Consider the following 18,128-nt stretch of genomic DNA (forward strand, 5'->3'; position numbering starts at 1 on the left):
CGCGGGTGTTGCCAGTTGTGGCCGGGACACGCCGCGGCCGCAAGGGGCTAGAGGTCGTGTTTTTCCAGCTGGTAGCCGCGCTCGCGGTAGAAGCGCCAGGAGCGGCGCAGGGCCTCGAGGCTGCGCTCGTCCTGGGTCACCACTTCCGCCACCCGGTGAAAGCGGCTGAAAAAGGGCGGTATTTCCAGTTGCAGGTTGACCAGCAGGTCGTCGTGGCCCCGGGGCTCCTGGCCCCAGCCGATGGCGACCAGTTCGCTGTCGGCCTCGCCGTTGAGGGCGTGGGGCAGGAAGCTGGCGGGGCGAAAGCTCCACAGCAGCTCGTCCAGTTCGCGCGCCTGGTCCTCGCTGGCGGCGTTGATATAGACGCGATGGCCGCGCTGGAAGGCCTTGTCGGCCAGCCGCGCGGCCACCCGCAGGCGCTGGGCTTCGCCCGCCGCCTGCACCACGTAGAACCCGACCCGGGTCACGGCGCCGGCCCTAGACCCCGGCCCGCTCGGCCAGGTAGCGGGTCAGCAGCGATACCGGGCGGCCGGTGGCGCCCTTGGGGCTGCTGCTCCAGGCGGAGCCGGCGATATCCAGGTGCGCCCAGTCGTACTTCTCGGTGAAGTGCGCCAGGAAGCAGGCGGCGGTCACGCTGCCGGCCTCGGGACCGCCGATATTGCCCAGGTCGGCGAAATTGCTCGCCAGCTGCTTCTTGTAGTCGTCCCACAGGGGCATGCGCCAGACCCGGTCGTGGGTCTGCTGGCCGGCCGCCAGCAGTTGCTCCGCCAGCTGGTCCTTGTTGGCGTACAGGCCCGAGGCGTGGGAGCCCAGGGCGACCACGCAGGCGCCGGTGAGGGTGGCGATATCGATCACCGCCCGGGGCTTGAAGCGCTCGGCGTAGGTGAGGGCGTCGCACAGCACCAGGCGGCCCTCGGCGTCGGTGTTGAGGATTTCGATGGTTTTGCCGGCCATGCTGGTCACCACGTCACCGGGTTTGGTGGCGCGGCCGCTGGGCATGTTCTCGGCGGCGGCCACGATGCCCACCACGTTGATCGGCAGCGCCATGTCGCGCACCGCCTGCATCGTGCCGAACACCGCCGCGGCGCCGCCCATGTCGAATTTCATCTCGTCCATCTTGGCGCCGGGCTTCAGGGAAATGCCGCCGGTGTCGAAGGTGATGCCCTTGCCCACCAGGACGTAGGGCTTGTCCCCGGCCTTGCCGCCCTTGTACTCCATGACGATCAGCTTGGCCGGTTCGTCGCTGCCGGCGCTGACCGACAGCAGGGCGCCCATGCCCAGCTCCCGCATTTTTTTCTCTTCGAGCACGCTGGTGCTCATCTTGGCGTTGCCACGGGCCAGGGCGCGGGCCTGCTGGGCGAGGTAGGTCGGGGTGCAGATATTGCCCGGCAGGTTGGCCAGGTTGCGCGCCATATTGATGCCGGCGCCGGTGTGCGCGCCTTTATCCAGCGCTTTTTGCGCGGCCCGCGCGGTCAGGGCCTTGCCGGGATTGACCGCGACCTTGCCCAGCGCCAGGGCCTTCTTCGGCTCGCTGACCGTCTCGGTGTAGCGGTAGGCGCTGGCGGTGAGCTGGCGGGCCAGCAGTTCCAGCGCGGTGGCCAGGTCGCTATCGGCGGGTGCCAGGTCGGCCAGGTGGAGGGCGGCGTCCTTGGCCTTGCAGCGGTTGAGCATGTTGTACAGGCCGTCCACGGCCTTGCGCACCACCGCCAGGTCGACTTTTTTCTGCTCGCCAAAGCCCAGCAGCAGCAGGCGCTGGGCGCCGCCGGCACCCGGCAGCACGCAGCTCTGGCCGGCCGAGCCGTCGAAGTCGCCGAGCTTCAGCGCCGCGGTGACCGCGCCGCCCGATACTGCATCGAAATCCCCGGCGGCGGCCGACAGGGTCTTGCCGAACACCGGCACCACGGCGCACTGGGTTTTCGCTTTGCTGGCGTCCGCGCTCTGGCGGGCGGTGAATGTGATTGAAGACATTGGGGTTTTCCTTGTTTGATACATGCTGCAGTAGTGTATGATGGCGGGCGCCAGAACTGAACCGATCCGCCCCACGACCCCGACCTTCTGACCGATGAAAATCCTGCGCTACCTTACACGGGACGTCCTGACGCACATGGTGGCGGTGAGCTTCGTCCTGCTGGTGGTGATTTTCAGCGGCCGGTTCGTCAAGTACCTGGCGGAGGCGGCGATTGGCGATCTGGCGGCGGACATCCTGCTGCCGGTGATGTTCTACCGCCTGCCCGGTTTCCTCGAACTCATCATACCACTGGGACTGTTTATCGGCATTCTTATGGCCTACGGCCGTCTCTATGTGGAGAGCGAAATGGTGGTGCTCTCCGCCTGCGGGGTCAGCCCGGCCCGCCTGGCGGGCTACACCATGGTGTCGGCGCTGCTGGTGGCGCTGCTGGTGGGCCTGTTGAGCCTGGTGGTGACGCCCCTGGGCGCCGCCCGCTCCGAGGCCCTGTTGCAGGACCCCAGCTCCTCCCAGGGCCTGCAGAGCCTGGCCGCCGGGCGATTCCAGACCCGGCGCGGCAGCGATATCGTGAGCTACGCCCAGGCCATCGACCCCGACACCGGGGTCATGCAATCGGTGTTCCTGTCACAGGGCAACGACCGCGATGGCGACAATTCGCGCATGGTGGTGACCGTGGCCCAGGAGGGCGAGGTGCGCATGGACCCGGACACCGGCGCGCGCTACCTGGAACTGCGCAATGGCTATCGCTACGAGGGCATGCCCGGGCGCCTGGATTACCGCGTCACCCGCTTCAGCCGCTTTGGCGAGCTGATTCCCGAACCCGCGGGCGGTATTCGCACCGCGGCCCCGGTGGACGGGCGCCCGACCCGGGAGTTGCTCGACTCCGACTCCCCCGAGGACATCGCCGCCCTGCACTGGCGCCTGTCGCTGCCGGTGATGGTGCCGATTGTCGCGTTGATCGCCCTGTGCATGAGCCGCACCGACCACCGCCGCGGCCGCTATATCAAGATGGCGCCGGCCTTCGCGCTCTATCTCGCCTACCTGTTGCTGCTGGCCAACGCGCGCTCGGCGGTGGAGGACGGCGACGTGGGGGTGCTGGGCGGTTTTTGGGGTGTGCACGGTATGTTCCTGGCCCTCGGCCTGCTGATGCTCTACGGCGGCAACCTGGCGCAGCGGTTCAATTACTGGAGGCGCAACCGTGCGCGGACTTGATCACTACATCGGCCGCACCGTGGTATTCGCCATCGCCCTGGTGCTGGCGATCATCGTCGGCCTGGACGCGGTCACCGCCTTTATCGACGAGGCCGGGGACATGTCGGAAACCTACGGCGTGTGGGAGGTGGTGGCCTTTGTGCTGCTGACCATTCCCGGCCGCCTCTACGAGTACGCACCCTTCGCCGCGATGATCGGCTGCCTGATCGGCCTCGGCCAGCTGGCCTCCAGCAGCGAACTGGTGGTGATGCGCGGCGCGGGGATGTCCATCGCCCGCCTGGTGTGGATCGTGATGAAACCCACCCTGGTCATCGCCCTGCTGGCCTTCCTGCTGGGGGAGTACATCGCGCCCCGTGCCGAGCAGCTGGCCCAGAGCCGCCGGGCGATCGCGCAGAACCCCGGCGAGGGCGTGGCCGGACGCCACGGCCTGTGGAACCGCGAGGGCAACACCTTCTTGCACTTCAACGCCCTCGACCCGGAGGGGGTGGTGCACGGGGTGATCCTGCTGCAGTTCGACGAGCGCTACCGCCTGCAGTCGGCGCTGCGCGCCCAGCGCGCGGACTTCGCCGGGGATCACTGGATCATGCGCCGGGCGGTGAAAACCGACTTCAGCAGTTGGCAGACCACCCGTACCCGCTACCCCGACCTGCGCTGGGACACGGCGATCACGCCGCAGCTGCTGACCATGGAGGTGGTGGCCCCGGGGCAGCTGCCGCTGGCGGATCTGTACCGCTACAGCCGCTATCTCGCCCAGCAGGGGCTGGACGCCGACGACTTCGAGCTGGCCATGTGGAAGAAGCTGCTGCAACCGCTGGCCGTGGCCAGCCTGGTGCTGGTGGCGATCTCCTTCATATTCGGGCCGCTGCGCGATGGCACCCTGGGCTTTCGCATCTTCGCCGGGGTGATCGTGGGGATTGTGTTTCGCACCAGCCAGGACCTGCTGGGCCCGGCCAGCCTGGTGTTCGGCTTTCCGCCGCTCTACGCGGCGCTGGTGCCGGTGCTGCTGTGCATGGCCTTCGGCTTTTTGCTGCTGTGGCGGGCCCAGTAGGCCGGCGCCCTCACTTTTTCGCCGGCTTGTCCACCAGGATCAGTTCGGTGCCCGACAGGTAGTCGTGCCAATAGCGCCCGCGGCGATCGAATAGACACCACCAATAGCCCGCTCCCAGGCAGGCGGCGGACAGCAGCGCGGCCACGCAGCGGCGCACCGCCTGCCACAGGCTGGGCTTGCCGCCGTTGCTGTCGATGAGTTTCAGGCGCCAGGCCTGCATGCCCAGGGTCTGGCCGCTCTTGAGCCAGAAAGCGCTGAAAAAACCGGTTGCCGTGAGCAGGGCGATCAGTTGCACCAGCTGCGGGTGCAGGGGCTCGGCGCCGCTGCCGCGAATCGCGCCGTGCACGCCCATGCCGATGGCGACGTTCAACATGATCAGCGGCAGTACCAGGAAGGTGTCGTAGACCATCGCGATCAGGCGCCTGGGCAGGCCGGGGGCGGTGCGGGTGGCGGGCGCGGTACTGGTGGCGGCGGGTTTTGGCATGGCGCGATCTTACCACCGGCCGGCCGCCGGGGCAGCATTACCGAATTGTAAATTGAGGCCTTCCGGCGGCGCGTGCTACATTCGCCGGCAATCGGAGGACCCATGAAAGTTCTGTTAGTCGAAGACGATCGCTCGGTCGGCGAGTACATCGCCGGCGAGCTCGACGCCGCCGGCTACGACTGCGCGCTGGTGGCCGACGGCGAAACCGGCCTGCGTCGCGCCCGCGAGGGCGGCTTCGACGTGCTGGTGGTCGACCGCATGCTGCCGGAACTCGACGGCCTGGCCATCGTGCAGGCCCTGCGCGAGGCGGGCGACAGCACGCCGGTGCTGGTGCTGAGCGCCCTGGGCGAGGTGGACGACCGTGTGCAGGGCCTGCACCGCGGCGCCGATGACTACCTGACCAAGCCCTTCTCCATGGCCGAGTTGCAGGCGCGCCTGGAAGTCCTCCACCGGCGCGCCGGCAGTTCCGGCGACGCGCCCACACGCCTGCAGGTGGGCGATTTGGAAATGGACCTGCTCAGCCAGGAGGTGCGCCGCCGCGACACGCGCATCAACCTCCAGCCCCGGGAGTACAAGCTGCTCGAATACCTAATGCGCCACGCGGGCCAGGTGGTGACCCGGGCGATGTTGCTGGAGCATGTGTGGGGCTACCACTTCGATCCCCAGACCAATGTCATCGACGTGCACGTGTCGCGCCTGCGGCAGAAGATCGACCGCGATTTCGACGCGCAGTTGCTGAGTACCGTGCGCGGGGCGGGGTACCGCTTGGGCGGCGACTGAGTATTGTTCGCGGTGCGCGTTCTCCAGGTTCTCAACAGCCTCACCTTCCGCTTTATCGCGCGCTACGTGATCGTGTTGGTGAGCGCGGTGTTCGCGGTCATGCTGCTGCTGTTCGCCTACCTCAGCTACGGTTACTTTCGCGAGCTGGGGGACGGCATCCGCGAGGAGCTCGACACCCTGGAGGTGGTCTACCGCGGCCAGTCGCTGCCCGGCGTGCAGCGCTACCTGCGAGACCAGCAAAGCGCGCCCACCGGCGCCCATTTTTCCTACCTGTTGACCGACGCGCGCGGCGCCAAGCTCGCCGGGGACCTGCCCCGGGTGCCGCGCTACCGCGAACTGTCGGGTGGCTGGCTCGCGTTCCAGCGGGCGCTGTGGTTCGAGGGCAAGTCGCCGGACGTGGACTTTCTCGCCCGCTCGCGGGATTTCGGGGACGGCACGCGGGCCCTGGTCGCCTACAACTTCGCCGATGCGGCGCAGAGCGGCGGCATGGTGTTCGGCACCCTGGTGCGGGCCATGGTCGCGACCCTGATTCTGGGTATCATCGGCGGCTTTTTCAGCGCCTCCTTCGCCCAGCGCCGGCTGGAGGAGTTCAGCCATCGCCTGTCGCGTATCGTGCGTGAAAACGTGGCCGAGCGCATGCCGGTCGAGGGGGAGGAGGGCCACCTGCGGGAGCTGTCGCTGGTGACCAACAGCATGCTGGACCAGATGTCCATGCTGATGCAGGGCATCAAGCAGGTCTCCGACAATATCGCCCACGACTTGCGCACGCCGCTGACCCGCATCCGCAACAAACTCAACCAGCTGCGCGCCAACCTCGAGCCCGGCGGCCAGGAGGCGGTGGACCGCATTATCGAGGATTGTGACGACCTGCTGTCCTCGTTCAACGCCCTGTTGCGCATCTCGGCGCTGGAATCGGGCAGTCGCGCGACGGCGGACCAGGCCCTCGACCTCGCCGTGTTACTGGGCGATGTCGTCGAGCTGTACGAGCCGCTGGCCAACGACAAGGATATCGCGCTGCGCCTGGAGGCACCCGCGAGCTGCGCGGTCCGCGGCGACTCCGACCTGCTGTTCCAGCTGTTCGCCAACCTGGTGGACAACGCCATCAAGTACACACCCCGCGGTGGCGAGATCGCGGTGGCCCTGGAGGGCGCCGGCGACAGCGGGGCCCGGGTCGAGGTGCGCGACAGCGGCCCGGGCATTCCCGCGGCCGACCGCAAAAACGCATTCCGGCGCTTTTACCGCCTGGAGGCCAGCCGCGGCAAGGAGCCGGGACACGGCCTCGGCCTGGCCCTGGTGCAGGCCATCGTCCAACACCACCGCGGGGAGGTCAGTCTCGGCGACAACCGGCCGGGGCTGCGGGTGCGGGTGGAGCTGCCCTAGCTGGGGGTGTCGACCGAGAGATGGGAGGTGTCGGGCGCCGCCTCATCAAAGGTGCGCCGGTACCGCGGCTCCAGCACATCGCTGCCCTCGGGGGCGAGTTCGATGGCCGACAGGTCCAGCGCCGGCGGCGCGGCGGGGGGCGGGGCGCAATCGCTGAGATCGCCGCCCGCCGGCGACAGGCCGATGGCGCTGGTGTCGGGCGCCGCCGGGGCGGCCGCGCGGGCGAGCCCGGGAATGCGCTCGCCGACCGCACCCATGCTGAGGTGGCTGGTGTCCGGCGCCGGGGGCGCCGCCGGTCCTTCCTCGGAGAGCCGCTCGCCGCTGGCCGCCAGTGACAGGGCGGCGGTGTCGATGTCCCGCGGTGCCGGCGCGCTGCGCTCGTCCGCGCGCAAGACATCCGCGCCGGCTTCCGCCAGGCTGATGCCGTCGTTTTCGTTTTCGTTTTCGGTGGCCGTGGCGGTGGAAGCGGGCGGTGGCGCGGGGCTCGCCGGCGCCGCCGTGTCGCCGCCGGCGGCCACCGCGGCCACCCGCTCGGCCATGGTCATGGGGCGCTGTGCCGGTTGCGGCGTTTCGCCGCTCGCCGCCGCCGGCTCGCCGCCGCTGCGCTTGATCAGCGGCTTGGCCCCGGCCCGCTCCATGGCCTGCTTGTACTTGAGCGCCGTGGCCTTGTCGCAGTGGCGCTTGATCAGTTGCGGCTTGCCGCTGAACAGCTTGTCCAGGGTGGCGTCGCCGGCCTTGAACAGCTTGCCCAGGCTGTCGCGCACGGCCCCGTGGTCGTGGCCCGGGAGTATTTCGCCCGCGAAATAGACAGTGTATTGAACATCCATGATCACGCCCCCGGGTTGGCCGGTGATTGTCCGCGCAGTATACCGCGATGGGGGCCAGTCACAACGCGCTGGCTGTTCTGCTAGTATGGCCCCTCCTGAAACTTCGCCGCTACCACTTGATGACTGATCGGGTACCCACGCGTTTCGTGCGCACCCTGCTGCGCCTCGTGCGCAGCCACGGCTATGATTTTTCCGCCGTCCTCGCCGGCGCCGGCCTGGCCTTCGACCCGATGGACGAGCGCGCACCGGGTTACTGTGCCGAGGTCAGCGCCATGCAGTACTCGCGGGTGTACCAGCAGGTCCTGCGCCTGTTGCAGGACGAAACCTTCGGCGTCGCCGAAAACGGGCTCGCCACACCGGGGGCCTTCCGCATGATGTGCTATTGCATTATTTCCTGCGACACCCTGGGCCAGGCCATCCAGCGCGCGTCGGAGTTTTACCGCACCTTCTTCGACGAGCGCAGCCAGCTCTACACCAATTTCTCCGAGCGCGTTACCCGGGTCGGCTATCGCACCGAGGCGCCGGGCGACGGCGAGCCGGTGGGGGTGGCCGAAGTCTACGGGCTGTCGATGTGGCACCGCTTTTTCGGCTGGCTGTGCGGCCGGCCGATCGAACTCAAGCGCGTGGATTTTCGCGGCGCGCGGCCGCAACAGCTCGACAAGTACGAGTCGCTGTTTCACTGCCCGCTGTACTTCGGCCAGCCCTCGGACCTGCTCTACTTCGACAGCGACTGCCTCGCCTGGCCGGTGGTGCACACCGAGCACTCGCTGGAGGAGTTCCTGCGCACCGCCCCCTACCAGCTGATGATCATGGAGGTGGACCCGGACAACAACAACCTGTCGACCCAGGTGAAAGCGATGATCGGCCACGATTTCAGCGAGGGTTTCCCCAGTTTCGAGGCCATCAGCCGGGCGCTCAGCATCTCGGCGCCCACCCTCCGGCGACGCCTGAAGCGCGAGGGCACCACCTTCCAGCAGATCAAGGACGAGGCCCGCTGCGAGGCCGCCCGCCTGTACCTGGGCCGGCCCGAGCTGTCGATCAACGAGGTAGCGCTGCAGCTGGGTTTTACCGACCCCAGCGCCTTTCACCGCTCGTTCAAGAAATGGACCGGGCAGACCCCGGGCCAGTACCGCTCCAGCCACCGCCGCGGCGAGTGAGCCCGGTTGGCCGCGCGGGCGGCGCCTGCGGTATAATCGCGCCGCGTTTTTTCCGGAGATTCCCATGGTTGTGCAACAGGATATCGAAGCCAGGTTGCGGGCTGCGCTGCAACCGGCGCATCTCGAGGTCGTCAACGAGAGCCACATGCACAGCGTGCCGCCCAACTCGGAGACCCACTTTCGCGTGGTCGCGGTCAGCGACAGCTTCGACGGCGAGCGCAAGGTGGCGCGCCACCAGCGCATCTACCAGCTGCTGGCGGCGCAGATGCAGGGACCGGTCCACGCCCTGGCCCTACACCTGTACACCCCGGACGAGTGGCGCGCGCGCGACGAGCAGAGCCGGCAGTCGCCGGATTGCCTCGGCGGCAGCAAGGCGGAGGGCCGGGGCTGATGGAAGTTGTAGTAGCGGCGCTGTATAAATTCGTTGCCCTGGATGACTACCACGAGCTGCGCGAACCGCTGCTCGACGCCTGCCTCGCGGCGGGCGCGCGCGGCACCCTGCTGCTGGCGGCGGAGGGCATCAACGGCACCATCGCCGGCAGCCGCGAGGGGATCGACGCGGTACTCGACTGGCTGCGGGCCGATCCGCGCCTGGTGGATGTGGAACACAAGGAATCCTACGACGACCACATGCCTTTCTACCGCATGAAGGTCAAGCTCAAGCGGGAGATCGTCACCATGGGGGTCGAGGGCATCGACCCCAACCAGTGCGTGGGCACCTATGTCGAGCCGCGGGACTGGAACGCCCTGGTGGAGGACCCGGAGGTGCTGCTGATCGATACCCGCAACGATTACGAATACGGCATTGGCACCTTTCGCGGCGCCCGCGACCCGCACACCACGACATTCCGCGAGTTTCCCGGCTACGTGCGCCGCGAGCTGGACCCCGCGAAGCACAAGAAAGTCGCCATGTTCTGCACCGGCGGTATTCGCTGCGAGAAGGCCTCCGCCTTTATGTTGAAGGAAGGTTTCGAGGAGGTGTACCACCTCAAGGGCGGCATCCTGAAATACCTGGAGGAGGTCCCCGAGGCCCAGAGCACCTGGGAGGGGGAGTGCTTCGTGTTCGACAATCGCGTGGCGGTGAACCACCAGCTGGAAAAGGGCCAGTACGACCAGTGCTACGGCTGCCGCCACCCGATCACCGAGGACGACAAGCGTTCCAGGCTCTACGAGAAAGGCGTGTGCTGCCCGCGCTGTTACGACAGCCTCAGCGACGACCAGAAGGCGCGTTTCGCCGAGCGCCAGAAACAGGTGGAGCTGGCGGCCCTGCGCGGCGAGGCCCACGTGGGCGCCGCGCCGCCCGCGCGCCAGGAGCCCAAGCCCGAGCGCGGCGAGGGTTACTGAGGCCCCCTCCGGGGTGTCTGCCGCCGCCGCGAGCCGCGTGGCCCGCGCTACAGCTGTGCCCGCAGGCTGGCGCGGAACGCCGCCACCGGGATAAAGCGGCTCAACCCCGCGCCATCGCCCTGTGAGATGACGCCGGCCAGTTGCGGCACGCCGCTGGCGGAGAGCTGAATCACCGCGCCGCCGGAGGCGCCCTTGTAGGCCCGGCAGTCGCTGTCCATGTAGGTGGCCTGCCGGTCGGTAATGCGGCAGGCGGGGTCGTAACTGAGCTGGCCGCCGCGCTGGCCGATTCCCTCGTCGCGACTGAAGCCCGCCATCACCAGATCGAGCGCCGGGTCCGCGGCGCTCGTGAGCGGCGCCAGCGCCGGCGCCTGCGCGCCCGCGACCGGGCGCTGCAGGCGCAGGATGGCCCAGTCGGCGTCCATGCCGCCGCCGTCCGCCAGTCGCGTCGCCTCTATCTCCACCGTGTCCCCCGCGTTCGTCGCCAGCTGGAACACAATGCGCTGGCTCAGGTCCTCGTAGTATTCCAGGCAGTGCCAGGCGGTGACGATGGTCTCGGCCGCCCCCCCGCTGCTGACCAGGGTCGCGCTGCAGCGCTCGGTGTGGTGCCGTCGGCGCCCGTTTTCGTAGCGAATACCCGGAACCACCAGGCGGCCCACGGCGCGCAGCCAGGCGGGGGAGTGACCCTCCCGGTAGGCGCGGCGTGGATCGGGGGCCTGTTGTCCTGCCTCATTGTCGGCCGCCGCCGAAACTGTGAAAACGGCGGCGAAAACGCCGGCAAGGAGCGGCGGCAGCAGGGCGGTGCGTTGGATTTTCGTGGCTAGCAAGGCTTTTTCCCCACCTGGCTCAACATGTTGGTCCCGCCGGATGCCGGTCGGCTTGGCCCTGTGGGGGCGGGTCAGTAGGATTGGCCCGGAATGGTAGAGCAGCATCCCCGCGGGGTAAAGCTCGCCTGTTGGTACAGATAGCGTGTAGGGAGAGGGTATGAACGAAAATCGGCGTGTGGCGGTGGTCACCGGCGCCAGCCGCGGTGCCGGCAAGGGTATCGCCGAGGCACTGGGCGCGGCGGGCGCCATTGTCTATGTGACCGGGCGCACCGTGGAAGAGGGGCAGGCGGCGCTGCCCGGCACCGTGGCCGCCACCGCCGAGGCGGTGACCGCGGCCGGGGGCATGGGTATCGCCGTGGCCTGTGATCACGCCGACGACCGCCAGGTCGAAGCGCTGTTCGCGCGTATTGCCGGGGAACAGGGCAGGGTGGATATCCTGGTCAACAACGCCACCTGCCTGCCCGACGGCCTGGTGGACGCGGGGCCGTTCTGGGAAAAGCCGCTAGCCCTGACCGATATCTGGAATGTGGGCATGCGCTCGCACTACGTCGCCAGCTGGTACGCGGCGCCCCTGCTGCTCAAGAGCGACGCCGGCCTGGTGGTCAATACCAGCTCCTTCGGCGGGCGCATCTACATGCACGGCCCCGCCTATGGCGCGGGCAAGGCCGCGGTGGACAAAATGGCCCACGACATGGCGGTGGACTTCAAACCGCACAACGTGGCGGTGGTGTCGCTGTGGATGGGCTTGCTGCTGACCGAGCGCACCAAGCGTGTGTTCGAGGCGGAACCGGAAAAGTACGCCGATCTCGCCGCCACCTCGGAACACCCGGAATTCACCGGGCGGGTGATCGACGCCCTTTCGCGGGACCCTGCGCGGATGGAGCGCAGCGGTCGCGTGCACATCGTGGCGGAGCTGGCGCAGGACTACGGCGTGGTCGATATCGACGGCGAGCCGCGGCCCTCCCACCGGGCCTTTTTCGGGCCGCCGACCGAGTTCGGCGATGCGGTGATTGAGTAGACTGGTTATAAAAAATCGCTTTTTTAGGTCGCGAGGTTTTGCCCGATACCCCAAATAGAGGATGAGACCCTGTCGCCACCGACGTTTAATAAACAGCATTGCACCCGACCTTCCAGGAGCAGAGCGATGACAGCACAAGAAACCCTGACACAAGGCAACGCCATGAACCCCTACGGACTGGACTCCCCCCGGGCCAAAGAACTGATCGCCGCGGCCCGGGCCATGGCCCCCGCGCTGCGCGAGCGCGCGGCCCAGTGCAAGGCCGAGCGCAAGGTGCCGGCGGCCACCATCGCCGACTTTCACCGGGCGGGCTTTTTCAAGATCCTGCAGCCGGAACAATGGGGCGGCTACGCCATGGATCCCCAGGTGTTCTACACGGTCGGCCTGGAAGTGGCGAGGCACTGCATGTCCAGCGCCTGGGTGCTGGGCGTGGTGGCGGTGCACAACTGGCAGCTGGCGGTGTTCGACGACCGGGCGGCGCAGGACGTGTGGGCCGACGACCCGACGGTACTGATTTCCTCGTCCTACGCGCCGGTGGGCAAGGTCGAGGTGGTGGACGGCGGTTACCGCCTCAGCGGCCAGTGGAGCTTCTCCTCCGGCAGCGAGCACTGCGAATGGGCCTTTCTCGGCGCCGTGGTGCCGACTCCGGACGCGCCCTTCGACATGGCCAACTACCGCACCTTCCTGGTGCCGCGCAGTGACTACGAAATCGTCGACAACTGGGACGTGGTCGGCCTGCAGGGCACCGGCAGCCACGACATCCGCGTGGACAAGGCCTTCGTGCCCGAGCACCGCACCCACAAGTCGATGGACGGCTACCTCTGCGACAACCCCGGCAACAAGGTCAACACCGCGCCGCTCTACCGCATGCCCTTCATGCAGGTGTTCGTGCGCGCGGTGTGCACCGCCTCCCTCGGCGCCCTGCAGGGCTCCCTGGACAGCTATATCGAGGTGGCCAAGACCCGCCGCGTGGGGCCGATGAAAATGAGCGACGACCCCTTCGCCCGCAAACTGGCGGCGGAGGTGAAGGCCTCCATCGAGGAGATGAAGCTGACCATGGTGCGCAACTTCGACGCCATGATGGACTGCAACCGCGCCGGCGAGCCCATTCCGGTGGAGGACCGGGTGCGCTACCGCTACGACTCGGCGGTGGTGGCCGACCGCTGTGTCGACCTGTCGGGCAAGATGCTCAAGGCCGCGGGCAGCTCCGGTATTCGCCACGGCAGCGAGCTGCTGGCGCGCCACCTGGACATCCTGGCCAGCCAGGCCCACGTGGCCAACCACACCAACCCCTTCGCCATCAATATGGGCGGGGTGCTGTTCGGCGAGGACAACCTGGACTTCGCGGTTTAAGGACAAGGAGAACACTATGGCAACGATCGGGCGTCTACCCGAGGGCAAGTACGCGGACTGCGCCAACGGCTACCGCATCCACTACCTCGACGAGGGCCAGGGGGAGGTGGTGGTGTTCCTCCACGGCTCCGGGCCGGGGGCCAGCGGCTACAGCAACTTCAAGGGCAATTATCCCTTCCTCGTGGACGCCGGTTACCGCTGCATCGTGCCCGATCACATCGGTTACGGGTATTCCGACAAGCCCGATGACGTGGACCACCCGCTGGCCTTCTTCGTCGAGTGCATCAAGCAGACCCTGGACGTGGCCGGGGTCGAGCGCTGCACCCTGGTGGGCAACTCCCTCGGCGGCGCGGTGGCCCTGGGCCTGGCGCTGGAATATCCGGCGCTGGTGGAGAAGCTGGTGTTGATGGCCCCGGGCGGCCTGAGCGATCTGCCCGAGTACCAGGCCATGCCCGGCATGCAGAAGGTGTTCCAGGTATTCGGTTCCGGCGAGCCGGTCACCCACGAGGTGATGAAGGACCTGTTCGCCACTGGCCTGATGTACGACCCGCAGTACGCCACCGACGAACTGGTGCAAGAGCGCATGCAGATCATGGAGATCATGAACGGGCATGTCATGGCCACCATGCAGATTCCCAACCTGACCGATCGCCTGGGCGAGATCGACTGCCCGGTGCTCGGCTTCTGGGGCATGGACGAACAGATGATGCCCGAAAACGGCATCATGACCATGGCCAAAAACCTGCGCCATCTGCGCCTTATCCTCGTCACCGAGTGCGGTCACTGGGTCATGGTGGAACACGAGGGCATGTTCAACCGCGCCTGTCTGGATTTCGTACAACATGGATAAGCAACGCATCGCCGAACTGGGCGAGGAACTCTACGCCGCCCTGCGCGCCGGCGGCACCGTGTCGCCGCTGACTGATCGCGAGGCGGACATCACCATCGACGACGCCTACCACATCAGCCTGCACATGGTGAACCAGCGGGTGGCGCGCGACGGCGAGACCATCGTCGGCAAGAAGATCGGCGTCACCAGCGCGCCGGTGCAGGAAATGCTCGGCGTGTTCCAGCCGGACTTCGGTTTTCTCACCGATGCGATGGTCTATCCCGACGGGGCGGATATCCCCGTCGCCGGCAACCTGATCCAGCCGCGGGCGGAGGGGGAGATCGCCTTCCGCCTCAAGCGCGACCTGCGGGGGCCCGGGGTGACCGAGCGGGATGTGCTGGAGGCCACGGAGTCCATCATGCCCTGTTTCGAGATCGTGGACTCGCGCATTGATGACTGGCAAATCAAGATTCAGGACACGGTGGCGGATAACGCCTCCTGCGGTGTTTACGTGCTGGGGGCCAACGAGGTCGACCCGCGGGATTTTGATTTGCCGAACCTGAAGATGCGCATTTACAAGAACGGCGAGTTCCACAGCGAGGGCCTGGGCAGCGCGGTGCAGGGCAACCCGCTGACCGCGGTGGCCTGGCTGGCCAACACCCTGGGCGAGTTCGGTATCCCCTTCAAGGCGGGCGAGGTGATCCTCTCCGGCTCACTGGCGCCGCTGATTCCGGTGGTGGCCGGCGATGAGATGAGCCTGGAGATCGAGGGTGTCGGCGGCTGCAGTTGCCGCTTTGTGTAGTGCGCCGACATTGAAAGCTGGAGTCCAGGCCCATTGCACGGCCGGCCCCGGCAAAGCGGTCGGTTGAAACCGACCCTACAGGAGCGACAGCCCCCTTGTAGGGTCGAATTCATTCGACCACCCGGAGGGTAATCGGCACTTGTAGGGTCGAATTCATTCGACCACCCGGAGGGTAATCGACACTTGTAGGGTCGAATTCATTCGACCACCCGGAGGGTAATCGGCACTTGTAGGGTCGAATTCATTCGACCACCCGGAGGGTAATCGGCACTTGTAGGGTCGAATTCATTCGACCACCCGAATTGAGAGGAAACACAAAACCATGAGCCAGAAAATCAAAGCCGCCATCATCGGCCCGGGCAATATCGGCACCGACCTGTTGATGAAGGCGATGCGCAGCGAGGTGATCGAACCGGTGTGGATGGTGGGCGTGGTCCCCGACTCCCCGGGCCTGGCGCGGGCGAAGGAGCTGGGTATCAAAACCACCGCCGAGGGTGTCGACGGCCTGGTGCCACACATCAAGGCCGACGGCGTGCAGATCTGCTTCGACGCCACCAGCGCCTACGTGCACGCGGAGAACAGCCGCAAGGTCAACGAGCAGGGCGCGGTGATGATCGACCTGACCCCGGCGGCCATCGGGCCGTTCTGCGTGCCGCCGGTGAACCTGGCCCACGCGGTGGCCGAGCGCAAGATGAATGTGAATATGGTGACCTGCGGCGGCCAGGCGACGATCCCGCTGGTGGCGGCGGTGAGCCGGGTGCAGCCGGTGTCCTACGCGGAGATCGTGGCGACGGTGAGCAGCAAGAGCGCCGGTCCGGGTACGCGCAAGAATATCGACGAGTTTACCCGCACGACGTCCCGGGGCATTGAGCAGGTGGGCGGCGCGCAGTCGGGCAAGGCGATCATTATTATCAATCCGGCGGAGCCGCCGCTGATTATGCGCGATACGATCCACTGCCTGACGGTGGATGAGCCGGACGAAGATGCGATCCGCCGGTCGGTGGACGAGATGGTGGCGGAGGTGCAGAAGTATGTGCCGGGCTACACGCTGAAGAACGGGCCGGTGTTTGACGGCAAGCGGGTGTCGATTTTTATGGAGGTGGAAGGCCTGGGGGATTTCCTGCCGAAGTACGCGGGGAACCTGGACATTATGACGGCGGCGGGGTTGCGCACGGCGGAGATGTACGCGCAGGAGATTCTGGCGGGGAACTTTGTGCCGACTGCTGCTTGATCCTTGAGCAGGTGGTCCAGGTGGTTTTAGCCACGGCCCCTGTAATACCTAGCTTCCGGGCGCAGCGCTTTCGGACCCGAGATGAGGCACTTCGCCATGCGGCCGCGACACGGTGGGGTGCCCTACGCGACTCGCCGTGAACCCGTCCATGGGGGCTCGTCTGCGACATCCATGTCGCACACGGTCGCTACGGGCACCCCACCGCGCCGCGGCCTTGTTACGGGCGAGTGTAAAGTTTTTGCGCTTCGTTTTTGCCGGAATCGAAGCCCGATGCCGAAGCATCCTCTTAGAGGAGGCGCCGAGGCGGAGGGGGACGCGTAAGGACCGTCGGCGGCCATGGACGGCCGCCGACGAGCCTACATGGACGTACTTGTGTGCGTGTCCTGAAGCGTTCCCCTCCGTCTCGGTGCCGAGTTAAGTACGCCCCAGGTCGACGACGGGTCAGACACAGCCGAGTTGAAATTAGGGAAAGAACACCCTGGCCGGAGAATGGAACGGCAAACAACCGGCAAAGAAACCAGACACAGAAAGAGAGACACAACCATGGATCTGAAAGGCAAGAAAATCACCGTTCACGACATGTGCCTGCGCGACGGAATGCATCCCAAGCAGCACCAGATCACCGTCGAGCAAATGGTCGACATCGCCGTGGCGATGGATGCCGCCGGTATCCCGCTGATCGAAGTCACCCACGGCGACGGCCTCGGGGGCGCCTCGGTCAACTACGGCTTCCCCGCCAACACCGACCAGGAATACCTTAGCGCCGTCTGCGACGCCGTCAAAAACAGCAAAGTGTCGGCCCTGCTACTGCCCGGCATCGGCACCGTCGATCACCTCAAAATGGCCGTCGACTGCGGCATCGGCACCATCCGCGTCGCCACCCACTGCAGCGAGGCCGACGTCTCCGAGCAGCACCTGCAGATGGCCGCTAAAATCGACGGCCTCGATACCGTCGGCTTCCTCATGATGGCGCACATGATCTCCCCCGAAGCGCTCGTCGAACAGCTTAAACTCATGGAAGGCTACGGCGCCAACTGCGTCTACATCACCGACTCCGCCGGCTACATGCTGCCCGACGACGTCACCGCGCGGGTCGCGCTGGCCCGGGAACAACTCGACCCGGCCACCGAAATCGGCTTCCACGGCCATCACAACCTGGCCATGGGCATCGCCAACTCTCTGGCGGCGGTGGAGGCCGGGGCCACGCGCATCGACGGCTCCCTCGCGGGGCTCGGCGCCGGCGCCGGCAACACGCCGCTGGAAGTGTTCCTGGCCGTGTGCGACCGCATGGGCGTGGAGACCGGGGTCGATCTGTTCAAGGCCATGGACATCGCCGAGGACCAAATCGTGCCGCTGATGGACCACATGGTGCGGGTGGACCGGGATTCCCTGACCCTGGGTTGGGCCGGTGTGTACTCCTCCTTCCTGCTGTTCGCCAAGCGCGCCGCGGCCAAGTACCAACTCTCCGCCCGCGACATCCTGGTGGAACTCGGCCGCCGCCGCACCGTCGGCGGCCAGGAAGACATGATCGAGGACCTCGCCCTCGACATGGTCAAAGAACGCGACACTGCCCAAGCCTAGAAAAGGGGTGACCCCTTTTTTTGCGGGGTATTCCCCCCCCCCTGTAGGGTCGAATTTATTCGACCAAAAAAGTGCTCACGGCTTCAATGGCCGAATAAATTCGGCCCTACAACGGTGACATAATAAGGGGTCAGAGCCCTTTTTTACGGGGTCCTCAATAAAGGGATCTGACCCCACTGCTGTCCCACAGTTTGAAATAAAAAAGGCTTAAACCCTGGCTGGTTGATACAATGATTGTGCGACCAAACACTATAAAAACCAGAGGATTTAAGCCTTGGCACATACTAACACA

The 18,128-nt window shown here is 66.6% G+C and carries 18 protein-coding genes; 13 read left to right on the top strand and 5 right to left on the bottom strand.

The window, feature by feature from the left end; translation table 11 throughout:
- Positions 1 to 47: 47 nt before the first annotated feature.
- Together JYP50_RS06875 and JYP50_RS06880 are read right to left on the bottom strand one after the other, a co-directional pair.
- Positions 48 to 467 carry a DNA polymerase III subunit chi gene (locus JYP50_RS06875; protein ID WP_206559742.1) on the bottom strand — a complete coding sequence of 140 codons (420 nt, stop codon included), beginning with the start codon at positions 465 to 467 and terminating at the stop codon, positions 48 to 50.
- A gap of 10 nt (positions 468 to 477) precedes the next feature.
- Positions 478 to 1,968, bottom strand: coding sequence for a leucyl aminopeptidase (locus JYP50_RS06880; RefSeq protein ID WP_206559743.1), 1,491 nt, complete (start codon positions 1,966 to 1,968; stop codon positions 478 to 480).
- A gap of 94 nt (positions 1,969 to 2,062) precedes the next feature.
- Between JYP50_RS06880 and lptF the strand changes: the two genes are divergently transcribed.
- Together lptF and lptG are read left to right on the top strand one after the other, a co-directional pair.
- On the top strand, positions 2,063 to 3,178 hold the full coding sequence (lptF, locus tag JYP50_RS06885) for an LPS export ABC transporter permease LptF (protein ID WP_206559744.1): 1,116 nt from the start codon (positions 2,063 to 2,065) through the stop codon (positions 3,176 to 3,178).
- A complete protein-coding gene (lptG, locus tag JYP50_RS06890; RefSeq protein ID WP_206559745.1) occupies positions 3,165 to 4,226 on the top strand; it encodes an LPS export ABC transporter permease LptG in 1,062 nt (353 codons plus the stop codon). Before lptF ends, lptG begins: the two co-directional genes overlap by 14 nt.
- A 10-nt stretch (positions 4,227 to 4,236) precedes the next feature.
- Here the strand turns inward: lptG and JYP50_RS06895 are convergent, their stop codons facing one another.
- Positions 4,237 to 4,710, bottom strand: coding sequence for an RDD family protein (locus JYP50_RS06895; protein ID WP_206559746.1), 474 nt, complete (start codon positions 4,708 to 4,710; stop codon positions 4,237 to 4,239).
- Positions 4,711 to 4,812: 102 nt separating this feature from the next.
- Between JYP50_RS06895 and JYP50_RS06900 the strand changes: the two genes are divergently transcribed.
- Positions 4,813 to 5,490 carry a response regulator transcription factor gene (locus tag JYP50_RS06900; protein ID WP_206559747.1) on the top strand — a complete coding sequence of 226 codons (678 nt, stop codon included), beginning with the start codon at positions 4,813 to 4,815 and terminating at the stop codon, positions 5,488 to 5,490.
- Between the two features lie 12 nt (positions 5,491 to 5,502).
- The gene (locus JYP50_RS22110) at positions 5,503 to 6,870 is read left to right on the top strand and encodes an ATP-binding protein (RefSeq protein WP_206559748.1); all 1,368 of its coding nucleotides are present in this window, start codon (positions 5,503 to 5,505) and stop codon (positions 6,868 to 6,870) included.
- On the opposite strand, the gene JYP50_RS06910 is transcribed toward JYP50_RS22110, so the two are convergent.
- The gene (locus JYP50_RS06910; protein WP_206559749.1) at positions 6,867 to 7,697 is read right to left on the bottom strand and encodes a hypothetical protein; all 831 of its coding nucleotides are present in this window, start codon (positions 7,695 to 7,697) and stop codon (positions 6,867 to 6,869) included. The genes JYP50_RS22110 and JYP50_RS06910 overlap by 4 nt on opposite strands.
- A 119-nt stretch (positions 7,698 to 7,816) precedes the next feature.
- Between JYP50_RS06910 and JYP50_RS06915 the strand changes: the two genes are divergently transcribed.
- From JYP50_RS06915 to JYP50_RS06925, 3 genes are all read left to right on the top strand, one after another.
- Positions 7,817 to 8,854 carry an AraC family transcriptional regulator gene (locus JYP50_RS06915; protein ID WP_241262881.1) on the top strand — a complete coding sequence of 346 codons (1,038 nt, stop codon included), beginning with the start codon at positions 7,817 to 7,819 and terminating at the stop codon, positions 8,852 to 8,854.
- Positions 8,855 to 8,918: 64 nt separating this feature from the next.
- Positions 8,919 to 9,245 (top strand): BolA family protein, encoded by a 327-nt coding sequence (locus JYP50_RS06920; RefSeq protein WP_206559750.1) that lies wholly within the window; start codon positions 8,919 to 8,921, stop codon positions 9,243 to 9,245.
- Positions 9,245 to 10,198 (top strand): rhodanese-related sulfurtransferase, encoded by a 954-nt coding sequence (locus JYP50_RS06925; protein WP_431311291.1) that lies wholly within the window; start codon positions 9,245 to 9,247, stop codon positions 10,196 to 10,198. The genes JYP50_RS06920 and JYP50_RS06925 overlap by 1 nt, the downstream gene beginning before the upstream one ends.
- A 47-nt stretch (positions 10,199 to 10,245) precedes the next feature.
- Here the strand turns inward: JYP50_RS06925 and JYP50_RS06930 are convergent, their stop codons facing one another.
- On the bottom strand, positions 10,246 to 11,022 hold the full coding sequence (locus JYP50_RS06930) for a trypsin-like serine peptidase (protein ID WP_206559751.1): 777 nt from the start codon (positions 11,020 to 11,022) through the stop codon (positions 10,246 to 10,248).
- Positions 11,023 to 11,179: 157 nt separating this feature from the next.
- On the opposite strand from JYP50_RS06930, the gene JYP50_RS06935 reads away from it, so the two are divergent.
- The 6 genes from JYP50_RS06935 to dmpG all read left to right on the top strand — a co-directional run bounded on the left by JYP50_RS06935 (position 11,180) and on the right by dmpG (position 17,836).
- A complete protein-coding gene (locus JYP50_RS06935) occupies positions 11,180 to 12,040 on the top strand; it encodes an SDR family NAD(P)-dependent oxidoreductase (protein ID WP_206559752.1) in 861 nt (286 codons plus the stop codon).
- Positions 12,041 to 12,166: 126 nt separating this feature from the next.
- Complete coding sequence (locus JYP50_RS06940; RefSeq protein WP_241262882.1) at positions 12,167 to 13,393, top strand: acyl-CoA dehydrogenase family protein; 1,227 nt, start codon at positions 12,167 to 12,169, stop codon at positions 13,391 to 13,393.
- A 16-nt stretch (positions 13,394 to 13,409) separates the two neighbouring features.
- Entirely contained in the window at positions 13,410 to 14,243 is an 834-nt protein-coding gene (locus JYP50_RS06945) for an alpha/beta fold hydrolase (protein WP_206559753.1), read from the top strand.
- Positions 14,236 to 15,024 (top strand): fumarylacetoacetate hydrolase family protein, encoded by a 789-nt coding sequence (locus JYP50_RS06950; RefSeq protein ID WP_206559754.1) that lies wholly within the window; start codon positions 14,236 to 14,238, stop codon positions 15,022 to 15,024. The genes JYP50_RS06945 and JYP50_RS06950 overlap by 8 nt, the downstream gene beginning before the upstream one ends.
- A gap of 322 nt (positions 15,025 to 15,346) precedes the next feature.
- Complete coding sequence (locus tag JYP50_RS06955) at positions 15,347 to 16,255, top strand: acetaldehyde dehydrogenase (acetylating) (RefSeq protein WP_206559755.1); 909 nt, start codon at positions 15,347 to 15,349, stop codon at positions 16,253 to 16,255.
- Positions 16,256 to 16,798: 543 nt separating this feature from the next.
- Positions 16,799 to 17,836, top strand: a complete 1,038-nt coding sequence (gene dmpG, locus JYP50_RS06960) for a 4-hydroxy-2-oxovalerate aldolase (protein WP_206559756.1) — start codon at positions 16,799 to 16,801, stop codon at positions 17,834 to 17,836.
- Positions 17,837 to 18,128: the final 292 nt, after the last annotated feature.

Source organism: Parahaliea mediterranea (assembly GCF_017255185.1).
Lineage (GTDB): Bacteria > Pseudomonadota > Gammaproteobacteria > Pseudomonadales > Halieaceae > JAFKCZ01.

Coding starts and splice junctions, on each gene's coding strand:
- JYP50_RS06900 (WP_206559747.1), top strand. CDS start 4,813: ATGAAAGTTCTGTTAGTCGAAGACGATCGCTCGGTCGGCGAGTACATC.
- dmpG (WP_206559756.1), top strand. CDS start 16,799: ATGGATCTGAAAGGCAAGAAAATCACCGTTCACGACATGTGCCTGCGC.
- JYP50_RS06940 (WP_241262882.1), top strand. CDS start 12,167: ATGACAGCACAAGAAACCCTGACACAAGGCAACGCCATGAACCCCTAC.
- lptF (WP_206559744.1), top strand. CDS start 2,063: ATGAAAATCCTGCGCTACCTTACACGGGACGTCCTGACGCACATGGTG.
- JYP50_RS06915 (WP_241262881.1), top strand. CDS start 7,817: ATGACTGATCGGGTACCCACGCGTTTCGTGCGCACCCTGCTGCGCCTC.
- JYP50_RS06895 (WP_206559746.1), bottom strand. CDS start 4,710: ATGCCAAAACCCGCCGCCACCAGTACCGCGCCCGCCACCCGCACCGCC.
- JYP50_RS06920 (WP_206559750.1), top strand. CDS start 8,919: ATGGTTGTGCAACAGGATATCGAAGCCAGGTTGCGGGCTGCGCTGCAA.
- JYP50_RS06945 (WP_206559753.1), top strand. CDS start 13,410: ATGGCAACGATCGGGCGTCTACCCGAGGGCAAGTACGCGGACTGCGCC.
- JYP50_RS06880 (WP_206559743.1), bottom strand. CDS start 1,968: ATGTCTTCAATCACATTCACCGCCCGCCAGAGCGCGGACGCCAGCAAA.
- JYP50_RS06935 (WP_206559752.1), top strand. CDS start 11,180: ATGAACGAAAATCGGCGTGTGGCGGTGGTCACCGGCGCCAGCCGCGGT.
- JYP50_RS06925 (WP_431311291.1), top strand. CDS start 9,245: ATGGAAGTTGTAGTAGCGGCGCTGTATAAATTCGTTGCCCTGGATGAC.
- JYP50_RS06910 (WP_206559749.1), bottom strand. CDS start 7,697: ATGGATGTTCAATACACTGTCTATTTCGCGGGCGAAATACTCCCGGGC.
- JYP50_RS06950 (WP_206559754.1), top strand. CDS start 14,236: ATGGATAAGCAACGCATCGCCGAACTGGGCGAGGAACTCTACGCCGCC.
- JYP50_RS06955 (WP_206559755.1), top strand. CDS start 15,347: ATGAGCCAGAAAATCAAAGCCGCCATCATCGGCCCGGGCAATATCGGC.